Raw genomic sequence first — 19219 nt, forward strand, 5'->3', positions numbered from 1 at the left:
CATGGTTTTCATCCATGCGACAGGGGTTCGAATCCCCTACGGGGTACCATTTTCTTAAAACCGTCACTCTTCGCGAGTGGCGGTTTTTTGTTGGGCGGGTGGGGCGGGACTGCTTTTCACGAGCAGATCGTTGGACTGGATGGGGCGTTGGGCAGTATCGGTGGTGGTATTTGCTGGGAAAAGGGGAGCTTGGTGGAAGATCTTCTTGGGAGGAGCCTTTGGCGTGAATGTGTCTTATCCTCGCTATAGATTGCCCTTGCGCGGAGGGGGATAGTTTCTAGTTATTGCGGCTTCTCGCTAGGGTCCCGTTCGTCTAGCCAGGTTTAGGACACTTGGATTTCATCCAAGAGACAGAGGTTCGAATCCTTTACGGGACGCCAAATCCGGAGGCGTTGGGGAAGCGATTTTTATTCTTTGGGGTGGCGGCGGATTTCGAGTCGGCCGGCTTGGAGGATTCCGTAGCTGCCGTTCTTGGTATCCAGGTTCCAACTGCGGCCTTTTTGATTCGGCTCGGGAATGAGGGTGTGGCCGACGATTTGCGGCCATTCGAGGCTGTCTTCGAACTCTTGGAACCAATCTTGCCAGGCGATGCCGCCGTGCGGGTCGCGTCCGCCGCGCGCGGTGCCGATGGCGGCGAGGGCGTCGGGCTTTTCGCCGGGAAGTTGATGGACGTGGGCTGTGAGCTGGGCGTGAAGGGTGTCGAGGGCCTGTGGGGCGCTGGGGTCGAGGCTGCCGAAGTGGCGCGGGTGGAGGCCGGCGTGGGAGAGGATCCAGCCCTGGGCGAAGGCGAAGGGCTGGAGCTGCTTGAGGAACTGGGGGGAAAGGTGGCTGCGGATGCTTTCGGAGAGGTAGGCGTTGTAGGCTCCGTTGAAGTAGGGGTTCAGGGCGGCGTCCTGAGGGGAGAGGTTTTGCTGGAGGTCGTAGAGGTAGGGGAGGTCGTGGTTGCCGACGAGGAAGGCGAAGCTGGCGGCTGGGTAGCGCTCTTCAAGTTGGGAGAGGTAGTGGCAGGTCTCGGCTACGTCTGCGGCGCTTTCGACTTTTGGGTCGAAGTAGTCGCCGAGAATTACGATGCGGTCGGCGCGGAAGGCTTCCTTTTGCAGGATGGCTTCGGCCCAAGCGGTGTTTTGATGGATGTCCGGGAGGACGAGGCAATGGCGCGATTGGTCCTTCATGTTTTGTTATCGAGAAGGAAAGGGGGCGGGCCCTGCGGCTGCAAAAGGAAAGAGCGATGCGGGGGATATTTTGCGTGAGGGCGATTGGGGCCTAGGTGGAGAAGGCCCACTTGAGGGCGTTGGGCAGGGAGGTGGCCCAGGCTTCGGCGGAGTGGCCGCCGGAGTAGGTATCGTAGCGAACGCTGTATCCGTTTTTCGACAACATGTCGTGGAAGCGGCGCACGCCTTCGATTTGGGAGAGGGTTTGGATGACGCCTTCCTTGTGCCAGACGTATTCTTGGGTTTCTCGGTCGCCGACATCTAGGAAGAAGGCGGGCGGGTGTTTTTGCTTTTTGCCGTCGAATTCTTTGGTGAGCCAGCAGTCGTTCGACCAGTAGGAGCCGGATTGGGAGATGACTTTGCTGAAGAGGCCGTCGTGGGTGAGGGCTGTGAAGGAGGCGGCGAGTCCGGTGTAGCTGAGTCCGGCGATGACGCGTTCCTTGGCCTTGCGGGTTCGCGGGTGGCGTGCGTGTATCCAGGGTATGAGTTCTTTGGATACGAATTCGGCGAAGGGCGGGTGGCAGGGGCACTCGGTCCAGCGGGTGTCCATATCGACACAGGAGACGTAGACGACTAGCAGGTTTTTGAGGTGTCCGGATTCGAAGAGGGTTTCTATGATTTGCGGAGCTTGGACGCGGTTGCGGTAGAGTTCGGCATCGAGGAGGACGAGCAGGTCTAGGGCTGGGGAGTCGGGGGCGGGGTCGCGTATCCAGATGCTTCGCTCGTTGCCGAGTATCTCGCTTCGGAGGGTGCAGGGGGTCTCGAGGGGGGTCATGGGCGAAGGCGAGAGGGTGGGGCCGGACTGAATGAACGGATAGTTGGAGGGACGTTAGGGCGGCTGCGTTTTTGCTAGATGGGGATGGAGGGGTCGAGTTGGCGGGCGTTTTCGAGGAAGAGGATGCGTTGGGCGACGGTGGGGTGGGAGCTGCTTTTGCTCGCGGCGGCGTTGTCGGTGGCGACTTTGAAGAGCTGGTGTTCTGGGCTGGCTTGGAGGGTGCGTACGAGGCGTTCGTATTCGGCGGTGTTGAGCCGTCCGTCCGGGATGACGTAGTCGAAGCGTTTCCAGTCGATGACCTTGAAGTCGCGGTCGAGCATGAGGCGGTCGACGGCTTTCTGGATCTCGCGCTCTTCCTTGGCTTGTTGTTCGGGGGTGAGACGTTTGCGGATTTGTTGGGCGTCGTCGCTGGAAAGGATTTGCCCGACGAGGCGTTGCAGGTCCTTTTCGCCGATGGCTTTAGCGGGGAGTTGTTGTTCGCAGTGGGCGATGAGCTGGTCGAGCTTTTCGATGGATAGCGTATTGTCGGAGCGAATACGTTGGAGGAGGGCCTTGTAGAGTTGGGCTTGGATTTCGACGGTTTTGCAGACTCCGAAGAGCCCGTTGGCGATATTGAGGATGCCGTAGCGGCGGGCGGCGGAGAGGTCGCAGAGGTGCTCGTGGTCGCGGGAGGTGCGCTGGATCCAGGTGTTGACGCAGAAATTGAATAGCAAGGAGAAGCCGAGCCAGATGAGGAAGGCTTTCCAAAGGGAGATTTCGCCGTCGCTTAGGCTGAGGTAGAGGGGGAGGAGGGCGTTGAAGCCCATGAGGGCGAAGCGGACGCGGTTGAGGGGACGGATGTATTCGTAGAAGTGGGCGAGCTCGTGGGCGAGAATGGCTTTGATTTCGCCGGGCTTGAGGATTTGGAAAAGGTGCTGGGAGATGTAGATGGCGTTGAGGGGCTTGACGAAGTTGAAGAGCAGGCTGTTGAGCACGAAGGCGCCGTCGTACTTTTGGAAGGTGATGTAGGTGCGGGGCTGCTCTTTCCGGCGGTGGGGAGCCAGCAGCTCGCGCATCATGAGGTAGATTTCGCCGGCCCGGTAGCGTCCGATCTTTTGGTTGGAGCCGAACTCGACGATCTGGGCTTTGGGGAGCTTGAAGAGTCCGTGGGCGAAACTGAGGTGGATGCTGTAGGATAGGCCGAAGAGTATGCAGGAAACGAATACGCTGTAGAGCGAGCTTTCGCGGATGACGAGGTACGCGAGGATGGCGTTGGCGGCAAGGCAGAGGGCGACAAGCGCGTAGTCGATGCGGGCGTACTTTTGGGAGCGGGCTTGGAGGGAGGAGGGATCTTTTGGCATGGGGCGCGGAAACCCTAGGGGTGTAGGCGCGGCGGAGGAAAGCCAAATCTTGCGTTGTTGAGGGAACGTTTTGGGTGAAAGCCCGCTAGCGTTTGACCGTGCGGTATTTGGTGATGCGGTCGGGGCGGTCGAGGTTGGCTGCGGTGTCGCGGGCGGCTTGGGTTTCGACTCCGGGCTTCTCGAGGAAGCCAAGGTCGTCGAGCCAGTGAAGGCAGCTTTCTTGCCATTTGCCGAAGGCGACTCCGCCGCGGCTGCTGATGCCGGCAGTGGCGGGCGCTTGGCTGGCTTGGGAGTTGTCGCCGGGATGTACGCCGCGGGCGTAGATGTGTAGTTCGCAATTGGGTACGCCGACTTCGAGGAGGGCTGTGAAGTGTTCGGTGGCCCAGATGGCGTGTATCCAGTCGCCCCAGCCGGGCGAAGCAAAGAAGACGGGCGGAGCGTCGCGAGGGATTTCGGTCTCGTTTCCGAAGGCGAAGGGGGAGGGGCCGGGGTAGACGCTGCCGATGAAGTCGGGGCGGGAGGAGATTGGGGCGAGGGGATTTTCGGGCGTGTTTTCAGCTGCGTCGAAGGCGGCGTAATCTAGGCCCGCTCGGGCGGCGAGTTCGGCTCCGGCGGAGAATCCAATGATGCCGATCTTGTTTGTATCCAGATTCCAATGCTGAGCGTGCGCTCGAACGAGCTTGATGGCTTGTTGGGCGTCGCGCACACCGTGGGTGGTGGGTTCGTAGCCGTCGGAGCGAAGGCGGTTTCGGAGGAGGACGGCGTTGATGCCGTTTTGGGTAAAGAAGGGGACCAGAAGGGCTCCTTCGCCTACGATGTTGAGTTTGTTGTGTCCGCCTCCGGCGGCGAGGATCACGGTGGCTCCGGTGTTGAGGGCTCCGTTGGCGGGGTGGAATTCGATGGAGGGGTTGTGGATATTTACGATGTAGCCGAGATGGGGCGGGCTGTAGCTACCGTAGGTCTCCGCTTCGTGGATACGGTTGGCGTCGAGGTGAGGTGAATCGGGAGGGTAGAGGGGGATGACGATGCCGCCGGGCACGATCGGAGTGGGCTGGTAGGGGGCGGCGGTTTGAGGGCCGGGAGCGGTGATACCAGCGGGGGTCGGCGGGGCGGGGAGTGCGGGCGTTTCTGCGGCGGCTAGAGCTGCTGCAGCGAGGGTTGCGGCTACGAGGAGGGCGCTGCGAAGGGGGTGGGGCATGAGGGGCATGCCGTTCTTATGGGGTAGGAAGGAGGGGGATGTCTAGGGAGGTTCTACACTTCGATATGAATTCGAAGCGAGCGCGGCGGGGGCGCTTGCGGTTGTCCTGGATGAAGGAGCTCTGGGAAGAGCTCCTTCTGGGAGGATGGCCAATGTCTGGGATTTTTAGTATAGTCCCGTGAGCTCGAGCAGGGCGGAGCTTTTCCCGTTTTGCGATCCGATCATGAGGCCGAAGTGGTGGGTTCCCTTTGCCTTTAGCTTTTCGGTGCCGAAGTCGTTCCATTGGACTCCGTCGGTTGACCAGAAGAATTCAAGGGTGTCGCCGCGGCGTTCGATGGCGAGGAAAGAGCCGCTTGGCAGCTTGGGGCCATGGTCCACTTGGAGCTTGGAGCCGTCCTTGCTGCGGGTGAGGGTGGAGACTTGGCCGTATCCGTTGATCGCGATAGCGGCGGAAGCGGAGTCGGGCGCGAGGGAGGTCCGGACGCCGATCCCGACTCGGGCGTAGTTGCCGTCGGGATTGAAGCTATGGACTTTCACGGCGATGCGGTAGTCTTCGAGGCCGTTCCAATAAGTGAAGCCGAGCTCGTCTTCGTAGTATTCGAAGCCTTTGCCTTGGGATTCGAGCTTGAAGAGTTGTACGTCGTCTTCGAACTCGCTTTTCGTCTGGCTGTCGCGGAGGCCTATGGAGGCGTGCTGCCGGGTGTCGCGATAGTAGGAGCGGGAGGGGGCGAGCAGGGGTTCGGAGCTTTCGACGATTTCGACGGTGGCGGTCGAGAGTTGCGAGGATGCGGATCCGAGGTAGATGCCGGCGAGGTATTCGTTTCCGAGGTCGATGGATACCTTGCTGGGGGAGCTCCATTTGAAGCCATCGGCGGAGGTGGAGAAGTAGCAATTGTTGCCCTGCTTGCTGAGCTTCAGGAATATTTCCTGGGAGGGTTTGTGTTGGGCGAGGGAGCGTTGGTAGCTGCGCTTGCCGGTTTGGCTTCGCCAGAGGGCGGAGGCGCGGCTTTGCCCGTCCAGGGAGATCGCGGCGAACTTGGAGCCGGCGTCGAGCGAGTCGCGGTACATGAAGCCGATCTGGGAGTTCTTGGAGGCGGCTTGCAGGTCGAGCACGCGGAGCACGAGGTGGCTGTCTCCTTGGCAAGGGAAGTAGCTGTAGCGAATTTCGTCCTGGGCACCGGTATCGATTCCGTTGCCGGAGGCCGCGAGGGAGTGGAAGCCCGAGGTCGCATCGACTTCGTAGAATCCGGGATGCTTGGGGCTTCCGATCATTTTGCTCGGCAGTTCGGTTTCGTCTGCGGGAGCGGTTGTCTTCTGCAGTTCGAGATTCTGCATGGAGACGATCTCGAAGCGGGCGGTGGAGCTCGTTTTTGGGGAACCGGAGGAGGCGGCCATGCCGACGAGGAATTCTCCGCTTAGCGGGAAGTAGGAAAATTTGGCGAAGGACCAGCGCCTGCCGTCCGAGGAGTAGGCCAAGGCGAGGAAGGGGCCCATCTTGAAGGCGGCGAGGTACTCGGTGTTGGAGGGAGCGGGAATGCTTTGGCTTAGGTCGCTTCCTCCGTCGTGGGTTCTCCAGTTGAGCTCGATGTCGCGCTTTCGGGTGAGCGTGATCGCGGCTCGGGCGGATTGGGGGGAGTGGCTTTGGCGAACCATGAGGCCCGCTTGGGCTGCGTTCGAGCGCGTATCGAGCGAGCTGAGCCGCACGATGATGCTGCAATCGCCGTCCGCGGTCAGGTAGGCGAAATCGAGTTCGTCTTCGGTGGAGCCGAAGCCGCGGGCTTGCGTGTCGATCTGCACCAGCTGCTTGTTGGTGGCGGACTCGAGTTGGTAGAAGGTATCGCTTGCGGCAGAGGCTACGTGGTTGACGACGGTGCCGAGAAAACCGGTGACGGACTTTGCGACCTCCTCGATCTCGGGAATGGTTCCGAGGCTGACGTTGGTGTAACCGGAGTATCCGAATTGGTTATACGCTCGGATGCGGTAGTAGTACTTTTTGTAGCCTTTGAGGAGGCGCAGGTCGGTGTAGACAGTGGTGTCTCTTCCGACGCGGGCTATTTCTTGAAACTCTTTCCCGTCTTTGGAACGCTCGATGCAGAAGCCGTCCTCGTTGTCGGAGTTGTCCTGCCAGCGAAGCGATATGCCGGAGCTTTTTGCAGCGTTCGCGGCGGAGCAGAAGGAAACTAAAAGAAGAATGACTGAGAGTGCGATTCGATGAGACATAGCAGCGAAGTCCGGGCGTGGCGCCTAGGTTGAAAGGACGCTGCTTTGTTGTTATAATCGTGGGAGTTGTCTCGCTTAAAATGGTAAAATTCAGCGGCCTGCGGCTATACACGTAGTTGCAAAAAGACTACATGCAGGGAATACCCTTTGGCGTTACTTTGCAGGCGGTAGGGGGAGATTCTGCAGGTGTGCGATCTGCAATGCGGATAGTCGGAGGGAGGGCGGGTGGAGCGTTTTGCAACGGGGCGGAAATTCGGGCCCAAAAAAGAGCGTCCCTGCTTAGGGGGACGCTCTCTTGTTCACACTGACCGTGTTGCGATGGGCTGGCCTTGTATTTATTTCGTTTGGACGGGCCTGCGGTAGGTCGACCGTTCTTTAGGTTCAATGGTTCGCCGATCGTTCCAGGTTGGTTGGCGAGTGGATCAACACGAAATTCTTTTCACGGTTAGTATAATTTTGCTTTGATTTTAGAAGTCGTGGTTGAGCGCTCGCAAAAGGTTTAGGTTTCGGATTCCCGGATTCCTAGGAAAGTTTTGGGGAGAGCTCGTGGGGAGCTACCTTTGCTTTCGGGGTGGAGGTCCGTGGTTGGTTTCTGGGTACGTTTCCGACCGGCACGCTGCTGGCGCTGGTTCTCTCTCGCGTTTTCCTGTCGGGAACTCGGTCGAGAGGGACGGTGGCGACCCGTTTCGCTCGGTCTTCGGAGATGCCTCGTTCGCGGAGGGACTCGTAGCGAGCTTTGTCGTAGATTGCTTTGTCGATGTCTTCGCTGCTCATTTTTTTGGGGGTTCAGGTTGCTGCGGGCGGGAAGGGCCGCGGTCTATTTGCCGACGGCTTCCTTGGCTTTTCCAAGCGCCTTTTTAGCTTCGCCTTGGACCTTGTCCTTCTTGCCTTCCTTGCGGAGCTCTTTGTTGTCGGTCGCTTCGCCGACAGCGTCTTTCACGCTGCCTTTGGCTTTTTGAACGTTTCCTTCGGCTTTGTCTTCCTTCGATGGTTTCATAATTTTTTGGGTTGGGTGTTGCGGACCGCTTTTTCGGGGATCCGTGTTGTTCTCATGCTTGCCTGTCCTTTTCGCACAGTTCGCGCCAAGTGCGGGTGAAGGACGGTGTTTTATTTGTTAAGTTGTTGTTGTAGAGAGGATAAAGGGGTTTCGCTTGTTTGAGGCCGATGGTCGCCGACGGGGCGTAGTCGGAGCGAAATGCAATGGCGAGGACTCGCTTTGCGACACCTTGCACGGGCACGAAAAAGGGCAGCCGGCGAGGGCTGCCCTAGGGGAGGTAATTTTGGTGTCGCGGCGTGACCGGCGGTCGTGCCCGACCGGTTTAGATCACGGCGAGGATGCTGTTGAGCGTGGCGCTCGGTCGCATGGCTGCGGAGACCTTCTCGTCGTCGAAGTGGTAGTAGCCGCCGGCGTCGACGGGCTTGCCTTGCACGGCGATGAGCTCTTCCACGATCTTGTCCTCGTTCTTGGAGAGGGCGTCGGCGACCGGTTGGAAGGCAGCGGCGAGTTCGGCGTCTTCGGTTTGGGCGGCGACTTCCTGGGCCCAGTAGAGGCAGAGGTAGAAGTGCGAGCCACGGTTGTCGATGCCTCCGAGACGACGCGTCGGGGACTTGTCGTTATCGAGGAATTTGCCGGTGGCGGCGTCGAGGGTCTTGGCGAGGACCTTGGCCTTGGCGTTGCCGGTGGTTTCGCCGAGGTGCTCGAAGGAAACCGCGAGGGCGAGGAATTCGCCGAGGGAGTCCCAGCGCAGGTAGTTCTCTTGGAGGAACTGCTGCACGTGCTTGGGAGCGGATCCGCCGGCTCCGGTTTCGAAGAGGCCGCCGCCGTTCATGAGGGGAACGATGGAGAGCATCTTGGCGGAGGTGCCGAGCTCGAGGATGGGGAAGAGGTCGGTGTTGTAGTCACGCAGGACGTTGCCGGTGACGGAGATGGTGTCGACTCCCTTGGCCATGCGCTCTACGGAGAACTTGCAGGCGGCTGCGGGCGGCAGGATCTGGATATCGAGGCCGTCGGTGTCGTGGTCCTTGAGGTAGGTGTTGACCTTCTCGATGAGCTGGGCGTCGTGGGCGCGGTCGCCGTCGAGCCAGAAGACGGCGGGGGTGTTGGAGGCGCGGGCCCGGGTGACGGCGAGCTTTACCCAATCGCGGATAGGGGCGTCCTTGGCTTGGCAGGCGCGCCAGATGTCGCCGGCTTCCACTTCGTGGGAGATGAGGACGTTGCCGTCGGCGTCGACGATGGATACGGTACCGGCTTCGGCGATTTCGAAGGTCTTGTCGTGGGAGCCGTACTCTTCGGCCTTTTGGGCCATGAGGCCGACGTTTGGCACGGTGCCCATGGTGCGTGGGTCGAGGGCGCCGTTTTTCTTACAGAAGTCGATGACGGCTTGGTAGACGCCGGCGTAGCTGCTGTCGGGGATGACGGCGAGGGTGTCGGCCTTCTTGCCGTCCTTGTCCCACATGATGCCGCCGCTGCGGATCATGGCAGGCATGGAGGCGTCGATGATGACGTCGGAGGGCACGTGCAGGTTGGTGATGCCCTTGTCGGAGTTGACCATGGCGAGGTCGGGTCCGTTGTCGTAGGCGGCTTGGATGTCGGCCTCGATTTCCGCCTTCTTGTCGGCGGGGAGTGATTGGATCTTGGATACGAGGTCGCCGAATCCGTTCTTAAAGTCGACGCCGAGTTCGGCGATGGTGTCGGCGTGCTTGGCGAGCAGGTCCTTGAAGTAAGCTTGGACGCCGTGGCCGAAGATGATGGGGTCGGAGACCTTCATCATGGTGGCCTTCATGTGGAGGGAGAAGAGTACGTCTTCCTTCTTGGCGGCTTCGACTTGCTCGGCGAGGAAAGCGTCGAGGGCCTTGGCGGACATGAAGGTGCCGTCGAGCACTTCGCCTTCCAGGAGGGCGAGGCCGGACTTGAGGACTTGCTTTTCGCCGGAGGCGGAGGTGAAGACGATCTCGGCGGTGGTGGCGGCGGGTAGGGTGACGGACTTCTCGTTGGAGGCGAAGTCGTTCTCGCCCATGGTAGCGACGCGGGTCTTGGACTCGGCAGACCACTTGCCCATGGAGTGCGGGTTCTTCTTGGCGTAGTTCTTTACGGCGTTGGGGGCGCGGCGGTCGGAGTTGCCTTCGCGCAGGACGGGGTTGACGGCGGAGCCGAGGACCTTGGCGTAGCGGGCCTTGGTTTCCTTTTCGGCGTCGGTCTTAGGGTCGGCCGGAAAGTCGGGAATGTCGTAGCCGTGCTCTTGGAGCTCCTTGATGGCGGCGGTGAGCTGCGGGATGGAGGCGGAGATGTTTGGGAGCTTGATGATGTTGGCCTCGGGGGTCTTGGCCAGTTCGCCGAGTTCGGCGAGGTAGTCGCCTATGCGTTGCTCATCGGTAAGCTTTTCTGGGAAGTGAGCGAGGATGCGGCCGGCGAGAGAGATGTCGCGCGTCTCTACGGAAACGCCTGCGGACTTGGCGAAGGCCTGCACCATGGGCAGGAAGGAGTAAGTGGCGAGCGCGGGCGCTTCGTCAGTCTTGGTGTAGATGATGGTGGATTTTTCTGTGCTCATGTTTGTCGAGACCTCGTATTGTTTCCCCTGCAATCAAATAGAGGGGAGTTCTTGCGTATGCGGAATCGCGAAGGGGTCAACAAGATAGGCGGGCAATAGGCGGGCAAAGTCGATCGGGGCGGCTGCAGGGCGGACCTTGTAGGAGGTTTACGGTACAACGACAGATAGGTCTAGGGGGCTATCCGTTGGGGGGGGTGCGCCGCTAATCGCAGGGTCTCGGATTAGGTCTCGACTCCGAATGTGGAATAGGCAGGTTACGGGCGTCCTATCCTTATCGTGAACCAATCCCTACCTCGCAGTGCCTACAGGGCCGCGCGTTTCGCGTGCATTGCCCTCTTTCCGTTTTCAATTTCTTCAGCTCAGGAGGCTTTGACGCCTCAAGACCTGATCTCCCGCGCCCTCGAAAACAACTTGGGGCTCGAAGTCAGCCGCTTGGACGCGGCGATCAAGGAGGATAACCTCCGGGGGGAGTGGGGACGCTTCGCTCCGAGCATCGGCGTGGAGATCGGAACGGACCGTTTGTTCAAGCAGCTGAACGCCCAGGACCTCAGCAGCTCCTCGGCCTTCAATCCGCTGGATCCCGAGTACAACCACGAGAACTACTACGCTCGCGGCAAGCTGGGCGGACGCCTGCCGTTTGGCAGCACCTACGAGCTTTCGGGAGGATCCGGACGTTTGGAGAGCACCTACACGCGGCGTGCAAGCGCGTACTACGATCCTGAATACACGTCTAACGTGAAGCTGACGGTGACCCAACCCTTGCTGCGCAATTTCGGCTTGAAGGTGAATCTGGCGCCGATCCGCTTGGCCAAGGCGGAGCTGGAAGTGGCCCGCTTTGAAACGCGTTCCGCGATCGAGACGGTGATCGCGAGAGTGTTGCTGGCGACTTACGAGACGCATTTTTCGATCCGCAACCTCGAGGTGAAGCAAGAGTCGATCGATCTTGCCAAGGCCCTGCTGGAGGAGAACAAGAAGCGCGTGGAAGCCGGCCGCATGTCTCCCATCAACGTGACGCAAGCCGAGGCCCGCGTGGCGGAAGCCGAAGCGGAGCTGATCGAGGCGACTGCCTTTTTCAAGCAACGGCAAAATCAGCTGCAGGAGCTCTCTCAGGAAAACTACGTCCTGGATGCGGCGGACTACGTTTTGGCCGATGTCGAGGGCGCGTTGCCGAATGTGCCGCGCGGGGTGGACCACGACGCTTTTGCCCAGGTGATGCTGGAGAAAAATCCCGACTACCTGGCGGCCATGAAGGCGGCGGAGAACGAAGGGATCCGTGTCGTTTACAGCAAGAACCAGAAGTATCCAGAAATCAATTTGCTGATGTCGGTCGGCACCAGTGGCTTGAACGACAACTGGAGCGACTCCGTGGACGACTTCGAAAATCGCGAGGACGTGGATTGGAGCGTAGGCCTTGCCTTCAACATGGCATTGGACAATCGGGCAGCCAAGTCCCGTTACCGAGCTTCCAAAAAGCGCGAGCAGCAAGCTCTCTTGAAGGTGAAGCAATCCGAGATCCAGTTGTTGGGGGCCTTGGACAATGCGATTTACCAACTGGAGGCGGGCATCAAGCGTCGCGACTTGATCGAGCAATCCGTGGAGCTGGCGCGCGAAGCCTTGAACGCAGAGGAGCGTCGCCTGGAGAACGGAAAGGCCACCAACTACGAAGTGCTCAACCAACAGCGCGAGCTCAGCGTTTCCCGTACCCAAGGTCTAGCGGCCGAAGTCGAAGTGCAAAAGGCTTGGATCCAGTTGCTGCTCTTGCAGGGCGAACTTTCAGAGGTGCTCGGCTACAACTTAAGCTTCGCGGAAAAGAGCGAAGAAAAATAGGATTATCTTAGAATTAACTGATATTGAAGTGGTGCTTGTTGCTCGTGGTTTCGATTTTGTAGGGCCATCGCTTGCGACGTGCGGGGAGCCTTCGAACCGATATCCTGCAACGCGGCATGGCGCGAGCGCCAGCCCTACGCTCACACGGCAAGTTCCTTAACAATCTGAATTACCCCAAATCATTTATGTATCCACTTTCTCGATTCGTGCGTTTGCGGCCTTTGCTCGCTGCGAGCTTTGGCCTCCTCGTTAGCTCGACCCTGCTCGCGGAAACGCGCTGGGTGGAGGGCATCAGCCAGCCGATGGAGCGTATCACGGTGAGCTCCCCGGTGGAGGAAATCGTAAAGACCGTATCGGTCACGGAGGGCGACGAAGTGGAAGCGGGGCAGGTTTTGGCTGAGCTGCTTTCCTCGCAGGAACGTCTGGAAGTCGAGCGCTTGGAAGTGCTGATCGAGAAGGCGGAAGTCGATTTCAAGGCGACGGCTGACCTCGTAGCGGAACGCATCGAAAGCGAGGACAAGCTGGTGGAAGCCCGCACCACTTTGCAGAGCCTTAAGATCGAGCGCGAAATCGCGCTCAACGATGTGGAGGAGCGCATCATCCGTTCGCCCATCGCGGGCGTGGTGGTTTTCCGCTTGAAGGATCCGGGCGAAGCGATCGGGCGGGTGGAGCCGCTCTTCGAGGTGATCAAGTCGGACCAGCTAAAGCTGCAGTTTTTTATGTCGGCAACCGACCTGCCGGCCTTGCAAGTCGGCGGTGAAGCGGAAGTGCAGTTTCCTATCGCCAAGCCCGGCGAAAGCTTCTCGGCGCGGCTTGATTTCGTCGATCCGCAGATCGACTCCCGCAGCGGACTTTTCCGCGTGCGTTACGTTTTCGACAATACGCAAGCCGGCGTGAAGCCCGGCGCTCGCGTGCAGGTGAAACTCGAGCTGGGGGACCAATAGAGCGCCATGGAATCGGAAGACAGATTTGATGCGGCCAGCTTCGAGAAGCTGCTCGGAGACGCGGTGGATCCGGTAAGCTTTTGGAATGCGCTGGCTCGTTATCTATCCCAGCAGTGGGAGCTGAAGCGGACGCTGGTGCTACATGTGGCTTCCGCTTCGGAAGTGCGCTTGCTTGGCCAACACGGTCAAGGAGGCATGTCGGAATTGCCGCAAAGCGTGCGTCGCGCGGTGGTGGGCGAGAAGCCGGATGGGGCCCAGGTAATCGAAGAAGGCGCGGAACGCTGGCTGATCGCTGGACTGGAGCGGGCCGATGGCGTTTCTCTGGTGCTGTTGGCCCAAGGCCGCGCGGGCTTGGAGCAAGATGCTTCCAAGGTGGTCTCCTTGGCGCAGGCTTTGGTATCCGGCTCGGAGGCGAAGCAGGCGGCGATGCGATCGAGTCGCTCGCTGGACCAATTTTCCAAAATCGTCGACCTCGGTCTGCTCCTGGGCGAGTCGGTCAATTTCGATCCGGCGGCCATGACGCTTTGCAGTGAGTTGGCTCATCACCTCAAGGCCATGCGAGTTACCTTGTCGTGGAAATCTGGTGACAAGTTCAAGCTGGTGGCCACCAGCCACGGCGGTCGCGTTCGAAACGACACCGAAGCTGCTGGTTCCTTGCTGCGTCTGATGGAAGAGGCAGCGGACCAATCCAGCGAGGTCGCTCATCCGCCGCTGGATGGCGATGCCTTGAACCTGCAACATCGCTTGTATTCGGAAAGCAACGCCAACTGTCGGGTGCTTTCCTTGCCGATACGTTTCGAAGACGGATGCGTGGGTGTCCTGACCGTAGAGCATCCGCAGGAAGACAATCCAGTTGGCCAAGAGGACATCGAGACCTTGCGGGTGATCCTCGACTTGGTTGCTCCACGCTTGGAAGAGATGCATCGCAAAACGGGTTGGTTCGGGGCGCGTCTGTGGCGCCGCACGCGACGCTTTTGCGCTGGCTTCATCGGCTACCGCCACACCGGCTGGAAGGTTACCGGCCTGTTGATCCTGGCCTTCATGCTCGTCTCCTTGGTGGTACGCATGGAGCACAAGGTGAAGTCGACCTTTATATTGAAGTCAGAGGCGTCGGCCTTTTTGACGGCTCCATTTCCTGGATACATCGATCAAGTGCATCACGATGTGGGAGACATCGTCGAGGCGGGAGACCTGCTGCTCGACTTGGATCGCCGCGAGCTTGAAGTGCAGCTCGCGGAGTTGGTCGCCAATCGCGATCGTAATTTGACCGATGCCCGACGCTTGGAAGGCGAAGGCGAGCTGACGGAAATGCGCCTGGCCCAGTTGGCTGCCAAGCAAGTGGATGCCAAGATTGACGTGCTGGAGTATCGCCTTTCCAAGACGCAGGTGCGTGCCCCCTTTGACGGAATCATCGTGGAAGGGGATTTGCGCGAGCGGCTCGCTTCACCGGTGCAAGCGGGTGAAACGCTTTACCGCATCGTGAAGCTGGAAGGGCTTTACGGGGAGCTGCGGGTAGACGAGCGCGACATCAATTACCTTTCTCCTGACCAAGTGGGGCAGATGGCGTTCGCAAGCCGCCCTTACGACCGCTACGACGTGCGACTGGAGCAGTTCGAACCGGTGGCGATCATCGAAGAGGCGGGAACCTATTTTCGGGTGCGTATCCATTTGGAGGATGCGCCTGACGATTGGTGGCGTCCGGGTATGAGTGGCGTGTGCAAGGTGAACGCCGGTGAGCGTTCGCTGGCATGGATTCTCATGCACCGCACCGTCGAATTCTTCCGCATGCTTTTCTGGTTCTAGTTCTCGAGCGAGCTCATGAGTACGGCGAACGGCGTTTTTGACGAATCCTGGTACCGGGTGAAGGACTGTCGCTTGCGACTGTTGCCCGGTATCGAGCTGGTGCGTCAACGCTTCAAGGGGGAACCGTGGTACGTGGTCTGCGACAAGCTGGGTCACCAATACTTTCGTATCCGTCCGGAAGCCTACAAGTTCATTTGCCACCTCGAAAACGAGAACTGCGTGGAAGACGCTTGGAACGAGGCTTTGCGCGTCGATCCGGAGAATTCGCCGAGCCAGGGCGACGTGGTGCAGCTGCTCTCCCAGCTTTATCGCTCCGGTTTGCTGAGGGGCGATCGCATGGCGGATATCGAAGCCCTAGCGGAGGTGCGCAAAACCGAGAAGGCCACCAAGACCAAGCAGCAATGGGCGAGCTTTCTTTTCTTGAAGATTCCTCTCTTCAATCCCGATCCGTTCCTGAAAAAGACCTTGGGGCTTTTCAGTTGGTGTTTCGCTCCGCTGGGATTCATCGTCTGGCTGCTTGTACTTGGATTTGGGATACAGGCGTTGGCTTTGAATTGGGGCGAGTTTAAGGACGTTTCGGAAGGCCTGCTGGGACTTTCGAATCTGCCGCTGCTGTATTTGGCGATGATCATCACCAAGACTTTGCACGAGTTCGGGCACGCCTATGCCTGTCGTCGCTACGGACGCGAGGTGCCGGAGATGGGCGTGATGCTGCTGGTATTCAATCCGTTGCCTTACATGGACGCGTCGGCGAGCTACGCTTACACGCACAAACATCGTCGGGTGCTGGTGGGAGCGGCTGGCATGTATGTAGAGATCTTTGTGGCTGGCGTGGCGCTCTTGTATTGGGCCAACGCGGGCGACGGGACGATGTCGCGCTTGGCTTACAACATGGCGATCACGGCTTCCGTATCCACCATCCTTTTCAATTTGAATCCGCTGCTTCGCTTCGATGGTTATCACATTCTGACGGACCTGAGCGAGACGCCGAACCTGCAGATGCGGGCCCAGCAGTTGATCAAGTTCGCGGTGAACCGTTATGGTTTCGGACTGCGTGGGCAACCGGTACCAGCCAACAGCCTGGGCGAGGTGCTTGGGCTCACGAGCTTCTTCTTTGCGAGTTGGATTTATCGAATGTTCCTTTTGGTGAGCATTCTCTTTTTCGTATCCAAACAATGGTTAATCGCAGGCGTGATCATCGCGATCGTGTTTGCGGTGATGTGGCTGGTGGTGCCGATTGCGAAGGGCGCCCACTATGTAATTTCGGGGACAGAACTCATGAATAATCGAAGTAGAGCAGTCTTGGTTTCAGCAGGCAGTATATTGGCCGTCGCCGCATTTCTTATCTGGGTTCCTTTGCCGCACTACTTCCGTACCGACGGCATCGTGCAGTCCAACCCCTTCGTCAACGTGTACGCAGGGACCGCGGGCGAGCTCGTTTCGATCGATACCCCTTCCGGATCCATGGTGGAAGCCGGGCAGCTCTTGGTGAGCCTGTCGAATCCCGAACTGGAGGAAGAGGCCCACTTGGTGGAGCTGGAGTACGAACGCTTGCTGCTTTTGATTCGCTCCGACCAGAGCGTCGATGGCGCTCAGCTGGAAGGCCTGCAGGCCAAGAAGGAGGCGCTTCTGGTGCGTCGCGAGGAAGCGAAGCGTCGCCTCGCCGAGCTGCAGGTGAAGGCGCCGGTATCCGGACGTTGGATCGCTCCCAGCTTGCACGAGTACGCCGATGGCATGGTGGCCCGCGGCTCGCCCTTGGGATTTGTGCGTGGCGAGCGGGAGTTTCGCTTTTCCGCGGTGGTGCGCCAGAAGGACGTAGACCGTTTGTTTACGGAGATCGGCGACACAGCCGAGGTGAAACTTTTCGGTCAGGAAAACGTGACCATGCAGCTGAGCAAGGTGACGCCGATTCCGGCGGAGCAAAGCCAGTTGCCATCGGCCTCGTTGGGCGTGATGGGGGGCGGTAATGTTGGGGTGAATACCAACGAACGCTCCGGTTCCACCAGCTCCGAGCCTTTTTTCGAGATCCGCTCGACCTTGCATGTACCAGACGGGCAGATTGCCAATCACGGGCAACGCGGCGTGGCCCGTTTGCGTTTGCCGGACCTGCCGCTGGGGCGCCAGTGGTACTTGCGAGTGCGCCAGGCTTTCCAGAAGGAGTACCAACTCTAAAATAGTTGCATGAGTAATCCCTTCCAGCTCCAGGCTCCCAGCGAGTTCCAGTACCGTTTCTACGAGAAGGCGGTACCGGTGCCTTTGAAGGGCATGGACGTTTGGGCGAAAGGGGTAGCCGGCCGCTGGTCCCGTCGGTCTTCTGTCCGAAAAAAATGGCAGGAAAAAGTGGATACCGCGCTTGGCTTGCTGGCGGATTTGAGCGGATTGAGCGATGCGGCCTTGGATTCTGAGCTGCAGCGATGCGGCGCGGCGGCTCGATTGGAGGGTCCGCTTTGCCTCAAGCCGACTGCCGAGAGCCTTGCTTTGGTTTGCGAAGTATCGCGTCGCAGCCTCGGGTTGACTCCGTATCCGGTGCAGATGCTAGCCGCCTTGGCCTTGTGCCAAGGGTACTTGGCTGAGATCGATACGGGAGAGGGCAAGACTTTGTCTTTGGCCATGGCCGCTTCGCTGGCCTGCATGGGCGGAGGCTATTGTCATATCGTGACGGCCAACGACTACTTGGCGGATCGCGACGCCAAGATCATGTCGCGCTTATACGAGCGGATGGGCTTGGAGGTTGGATCGGTAACCAGCCAATCGGAGCCGATCGAGCGCTCCTACGGCTACGCGAAGCAGGTGGTATATACTACGGCTAAGGAAGTGGCGGCGGACTACTTGCGGGATCGCATCTACTTGGGCGAAGCGAATTGCTCGGGGCGTCGCTACAGCGCAAAGCGCCTTTCCGGACGGGGCCGCAACTATGTGGGCATGGTGCAGCGCGGGCTGTTTCGGGCGTTCATCGACGAGGCGGATAACGGTTTGATCGACGAGGCGACCACGCCGCTGATTATCAGCCGCCAGCAGGACATGGATGACTTGGAGGAGGCCTGCCGAGCAGCTTGGTTCGTGGCTTCCGAGATGGAGGAGGGCAGGGACTTTCGGGTGTGGGCCCAGCAGCGTCGCTTGGAATTTACCCCGCAGGGACGCCAGCGCGCCCGAGAGTCGGGAGCCTATCCGGCCGCGGCCCTTTGGGAATGCCCCACTCGCCGCAGCCAGCTGGTGCAGCTCGGATTGGAGGCGCGTGAGTTTTTCCTCAAGGGCACGCACTATATTATAGAGAAGAAGTACCTCGGCACTTCGACCAGCCCGATCGTCATCGTCGACGAGAGCACGGGACGTCCTATGCCCAACCGTAGTTGGAAACTGGGGATGCATCAAATGGTGGAGGCCAAGGAAGGCCTGCCCATGACGCCGCCCACCCAGACGATTGCTCAGATCAGCTTCCAAACTTTCTTCCGCCGCTACGGTCACCTCTCGGGGGCGACGGGCACGGCTAAGGAAATCGCCGCTGAGGTCTGGCAGACCTACGACTTGGCAACGGTGCGGATTCCTTGCAACAAGCCCAAGCGGGTGATCGACCAGGGCGTGCGCTTCTTTCCTACGATCGAGGAGAAGGAGGATGCCATCATCGAGTCCATTAAGCAGTGCCAAGCGAAGAGACAGCCCGTCTTGGTAGGGACGCAGAGCGTTACTGCGAGTGAACGATTAGCTCATCGGTTAAATATAAGCGGAGTGCGTTGCGAGCTCTTGAATGCGGTACGCATCGAGGACGAGGCGAAGGTCATCGAGCAGGCCGGACAGCTCGGACACGTGACCATCGCCACCAACATGGCAGGTCGCGGAACCGACATTAAGCTCAAAGCCGGGGTGGAAGCGCTAGGCGGCTTGCATGTGATCGCTACCGAACCCGCCAGCAGCCGCCGCGTGCATCGCCAGCTATTCGGCCGTGCCGCTCGCCAAGGCGCCCGAGGTTCGACCAGCGCGTATTACTCTTTTGAGGACGAATTGCTGGTGAAGCAATTGCCGGCCTGGGTGGTAAAGGCTCTAGCGGCAAGTTGCCACCTCCCCTTGGTATCCAAACTTTCGCGACTGGGCCTTCTCTTCGCCCAGCGACGAGCGGAGAAGCTCGCGAAGATTGCACGTAAGGCAGTGATGAAGAACGAGAACGAACTTAGGTCTTCCCTAGGGTTCTCGCGGGGCGAAAGCGCTCAATAAGCTAGGGTCTTTGTGAATATGTGAACAATTTTGTGAATACATGAAATAAGTTCTCGCCATACCTCTAATGGGTTTCGTTAGATCGAGGCTTATCTCCTCGATTCCCACTTGTTTCTTTCCTCCACAGCCAAGCGTCTGAAAGAC

13 protein-coding genes and 1 tRNA gene are annotated in these 19219 nt (G+C 59.4%); 6 read left to right on the forward strand and 8 right to left on the reverse strand.

Going from position 1 to position 19219, the window contains the following annotated elements; translation table 11 throughout:
* Positions 1-302 precede the first annotated feature (302 nt).
* Positions 303-380, forward strand: a tRNA-Glu gene (locus QEH57_RS22820).
* 27 nt (positions 381-407) lie between these two features.
* Here the strand turns inward: QEH57_RS22820 and QEH57_RS22825 are convergent.
* From QEH57_RS22825 to QEH57_RS22860, 8 genes are all read right to left on the reverse strand, one after another.
* Positions 408-1172 (reverse strand): metallophosphoesterase, encoded by a 765-nt coding sequence (locus QEH57_RS22825; RefSeq protein WP_309009115.1) that lies wholly within the window; start codon positions 1170-1172, stop codon positions 408-410.
* A 91-nt stretch (positions 1173-1263) separates the two neighbouring features.
* On the reverse strand, positions 1264-1986 hold the full coding sequence (locus QEH57_RS22830; RefSeq protein ID WP_309009116.1) for an alpha/beta hydrolase-fold protein: 723 nt from the start codon (positions 1984-1986) through the stop codon (positions 1264-1266).
* A gap of 74 nt (positions 1987-2060) precedes the next feature.
* Entirely contained in the window at positions 2061-3326 is a 1266-nt protein-coding gene (locus tag QEH57_RS22835) for a M48 family metalloprotease (RefSeq protein WP_309009117.1), read from the reverse strand.
* An 85-nt stretch (positions 3327-3411) separates the two neighbouring features.
* Positions 3412-4524 carry an alpha/beta hydrolase gene (locus tag QEH57_RS22840; RefSeq protein ID WP_309009118.1) on the reverse strand — a complete coding sequence of 371 codons (1113 nt, stop codon included), beginning with the start codon at positions 4522-4524 and terminating at the stop codon, positions 3412-3414.
* Between the two features lie 165 nt (positions 4525-4689).
* Positions 4690-6744 carry a hypothetical protein gene (locus QEH57_RS22845; RefSeq protein WP_309009119.1) on the reverse strand — a complete coding sequence of 685 codons (2055 nt, stop codon included), beginning with the start codon at positions 6742-6744 and terminating at the stop codon, positions 4690-4692.
* Positions 6745-7266: 522 nt separating this feature from the next.
* Positions 7267-7518, reverse strand: coding sequence for a hypothetical protein (locus QEH57_RS22850; RefSeq protein WP_309009120.1), 252 nt, complete (start codon positions 7516-7518; stop codon positions 7267-7269).
* A 43-nt stretch (positions 7519-7561) separates the two neighbouring features.
* Positions 7562-7741 (reverse strand): CsbD family protein, encoded by a 180-nt coding sequence (locus tag QEH57_RS22855; RefSeq protein WP_309009121.1) that lies wholly within the window; start codon positions 7739-7741, stop codon positions 7562-7564.
* A gap of 322 nt (positions 7742-8063) precedes the next feature.
* Positions 8064-10292 carry an NADP-dependent isocitrate dehydrogenase gene (locus QEH57_RS22860; RefSeq protein WP_309009122.1) on the reverse strand — a complete coding sequence of 743 codons (2229 nt, stop codon included), beginning with the start codon at positions 10290-10292 and terminating at the stop codon, positions 8064-8066.
* A gap of 369 nt (positions 10293-10661) precedes the next feature.
* On the opposite strand from QEH57_RS22860, the gene QEH57_RS22865 reads away from it, so the two are divergent.
* The 5 genes from QEH57_RS22865 to QEH57_RS22885 all read left to right on the forward strand — a co-directional run bounded on the left by QEH57_RS22865 (position 10662) and on the right by QEH57_RS22885 (position 19075).
* The gene (locus tag QEH57_RS22865; protein ID WP_309009123.1) at positions 10662-12119 is read left to right on the forward strand and encodes a TolC family protein; all 1458 of its coding nucleotides are present in this window, start codon (positions 10662-10664) and stop codon (positions 12117-12119) included.
* Positions 12120-12304: 185 nt separating this feature from the next.
* Positions 12305-13063: an efflux RND transporter periplasmic adaptor subunit gene (locus tag QEH57_RS22870; protein WP_309009124.1), complete on the forward strand. Its 759-nt coding sequence runs from the start codon at positions 12305-12307 to the stop codon at positions 13061-13063.
* A gap of 6 nt (positions 13064-13069) precedes the next feature.
* Positions 13070-14866 carry an HlyD family efflux transporter periplasmic adaptor subunit gene (locus tag QEH57_RS22875; RefSeq protein WP_309009125.1) on the forward strand — a complete coding sequence of 599 codons (1797 nt, stop codon included), beginning with the start codon at positions 13070-13072 and terminating at the stop codon, positions 14864-14866.
* A 15-nt stretch (positions 14867-14881) separates the two neighbouring features.
* Positions 14882-17038 carry a peptidase M50 gene (locus tag QEH57_RS22880; RefSeq protein WP_309009126.1) on the forward strand — a complete coding sequence of 719 codons (2157 nt, stop codon included), beginning with the start codon at positions 14882-14884 and terminating at the stop codon, positions 17036-17038.
* Between the two features lie 9 nt (positions 17039-17047).
* On the forward strand, positions 17048-19075 hold the full coding sequence (locus QEH57_RS22885; RefSeq protein WP_309009127.1) for a prepilin peptidase: 2028 nt from the start codon (positions 17048-17050) through the stop codon (positions 19073-19075).
* Positions 19076-19219: the final 144 nt, after the last annotated feature.

Source organism: Pelagicoccus sp. SDUM812005, from assembly GCF_031127875.1.
Lineage (GTDB): Bacteria > Verrucomicrobiota > Verrucomicrobiia > Opitutales > Opitutaceae > Pelagicoccus.

Excerpts from the sequence above, each read along its gene's own strand:
- QEH57_RS22825 (WP_309009115.1), bottom strand. The coding sequence starts at position 1,172 with ATGAAGGACCAATCGCGCCATTGCCTCGTCCTCCCGGACATCCATCAA.
- QEH57_RS22830 (WP_309009116.1), bottom strand. The coding sequence starts at position 1,986 with ATGACCCCCCTCGAGACCCCCTGCACCCTCCGAAGCGAGATACTCGGC.
- QEH57_RS22835 (WP_309009117.1), bottom strand. The coding sequence starts at position 3,326 with ATGCCAAAAGATCCCTCCTCCCTCCAAGCCCGCTCCCAAAAGTACGCC.
- QEH57_RS22840 (WP_309009118.1), bottom strand. The coding sequence starts at position 4,524 with ATGCCCCACCCCCTTCGCAGCGCCCTCCTCGTAGCCGCAACCCTCGCT.
- QEH57_RS22845 (WP_309009119.1), bottom strand. The coding sequence starts at position 6,744 with ATGTCTCATCGAATCGCACTCTCAGTCATTCTTCTTTTAGTTTCCTTC.
- QEH57_RS22850 (WP_309009120.1), bottom strand. The coding sequence starts at position 7,518 with ATGAGCAGCGAAGACATCGACAAAGCAATCTACGACAAAGCTCGCTAC.
- QEH57_RS22855 (WP_309009121.1), bottom strand. The coding sequence starts at position 7,741 with ATGAAACCATCGAAGGAAGACAAAGCCGAAGGAAACGTTCAAAAAGCC.
- QEH57_RS22860 (WP_309009122.1), bottom strand. The coding sequence starts at position 10,292 with ATGAGCACAGAAAAATCCACCATCATCTACACCAAGACTGACGAAGCG.
- QEH57_RS22870 (WP_309009124.1), top strand. The coding sequence starts at position 12,305 with ATGTATCCACTTTCTCGATTCGTGCGTTTGCGGCCTTTGCTCGCTGCG.
- QEH57_RS22875 (WP_309009125.1), top strand. The coding sequence starts at position 13,070 with ATGGAATCGGAAGACAGATTTGATGCGGCCAGCTTCGAGAAGCTGCTC.
- QEH57_RS22880 (WP_309009126.1), top strand. The coding sequence starts at position 14,882 with ATGAGTACGGCGAACGGCGTTTTTGACGAATCCTGGTACCGGGTGAAG.
- QEH57_RS22885 (WP_309009127.1), top strand. The coding sequence starts at position 17,048 with ATGAGTAATCCCTTCCAGCTCCAGGCTCCCAGCGAGTTCCAGTACCGT.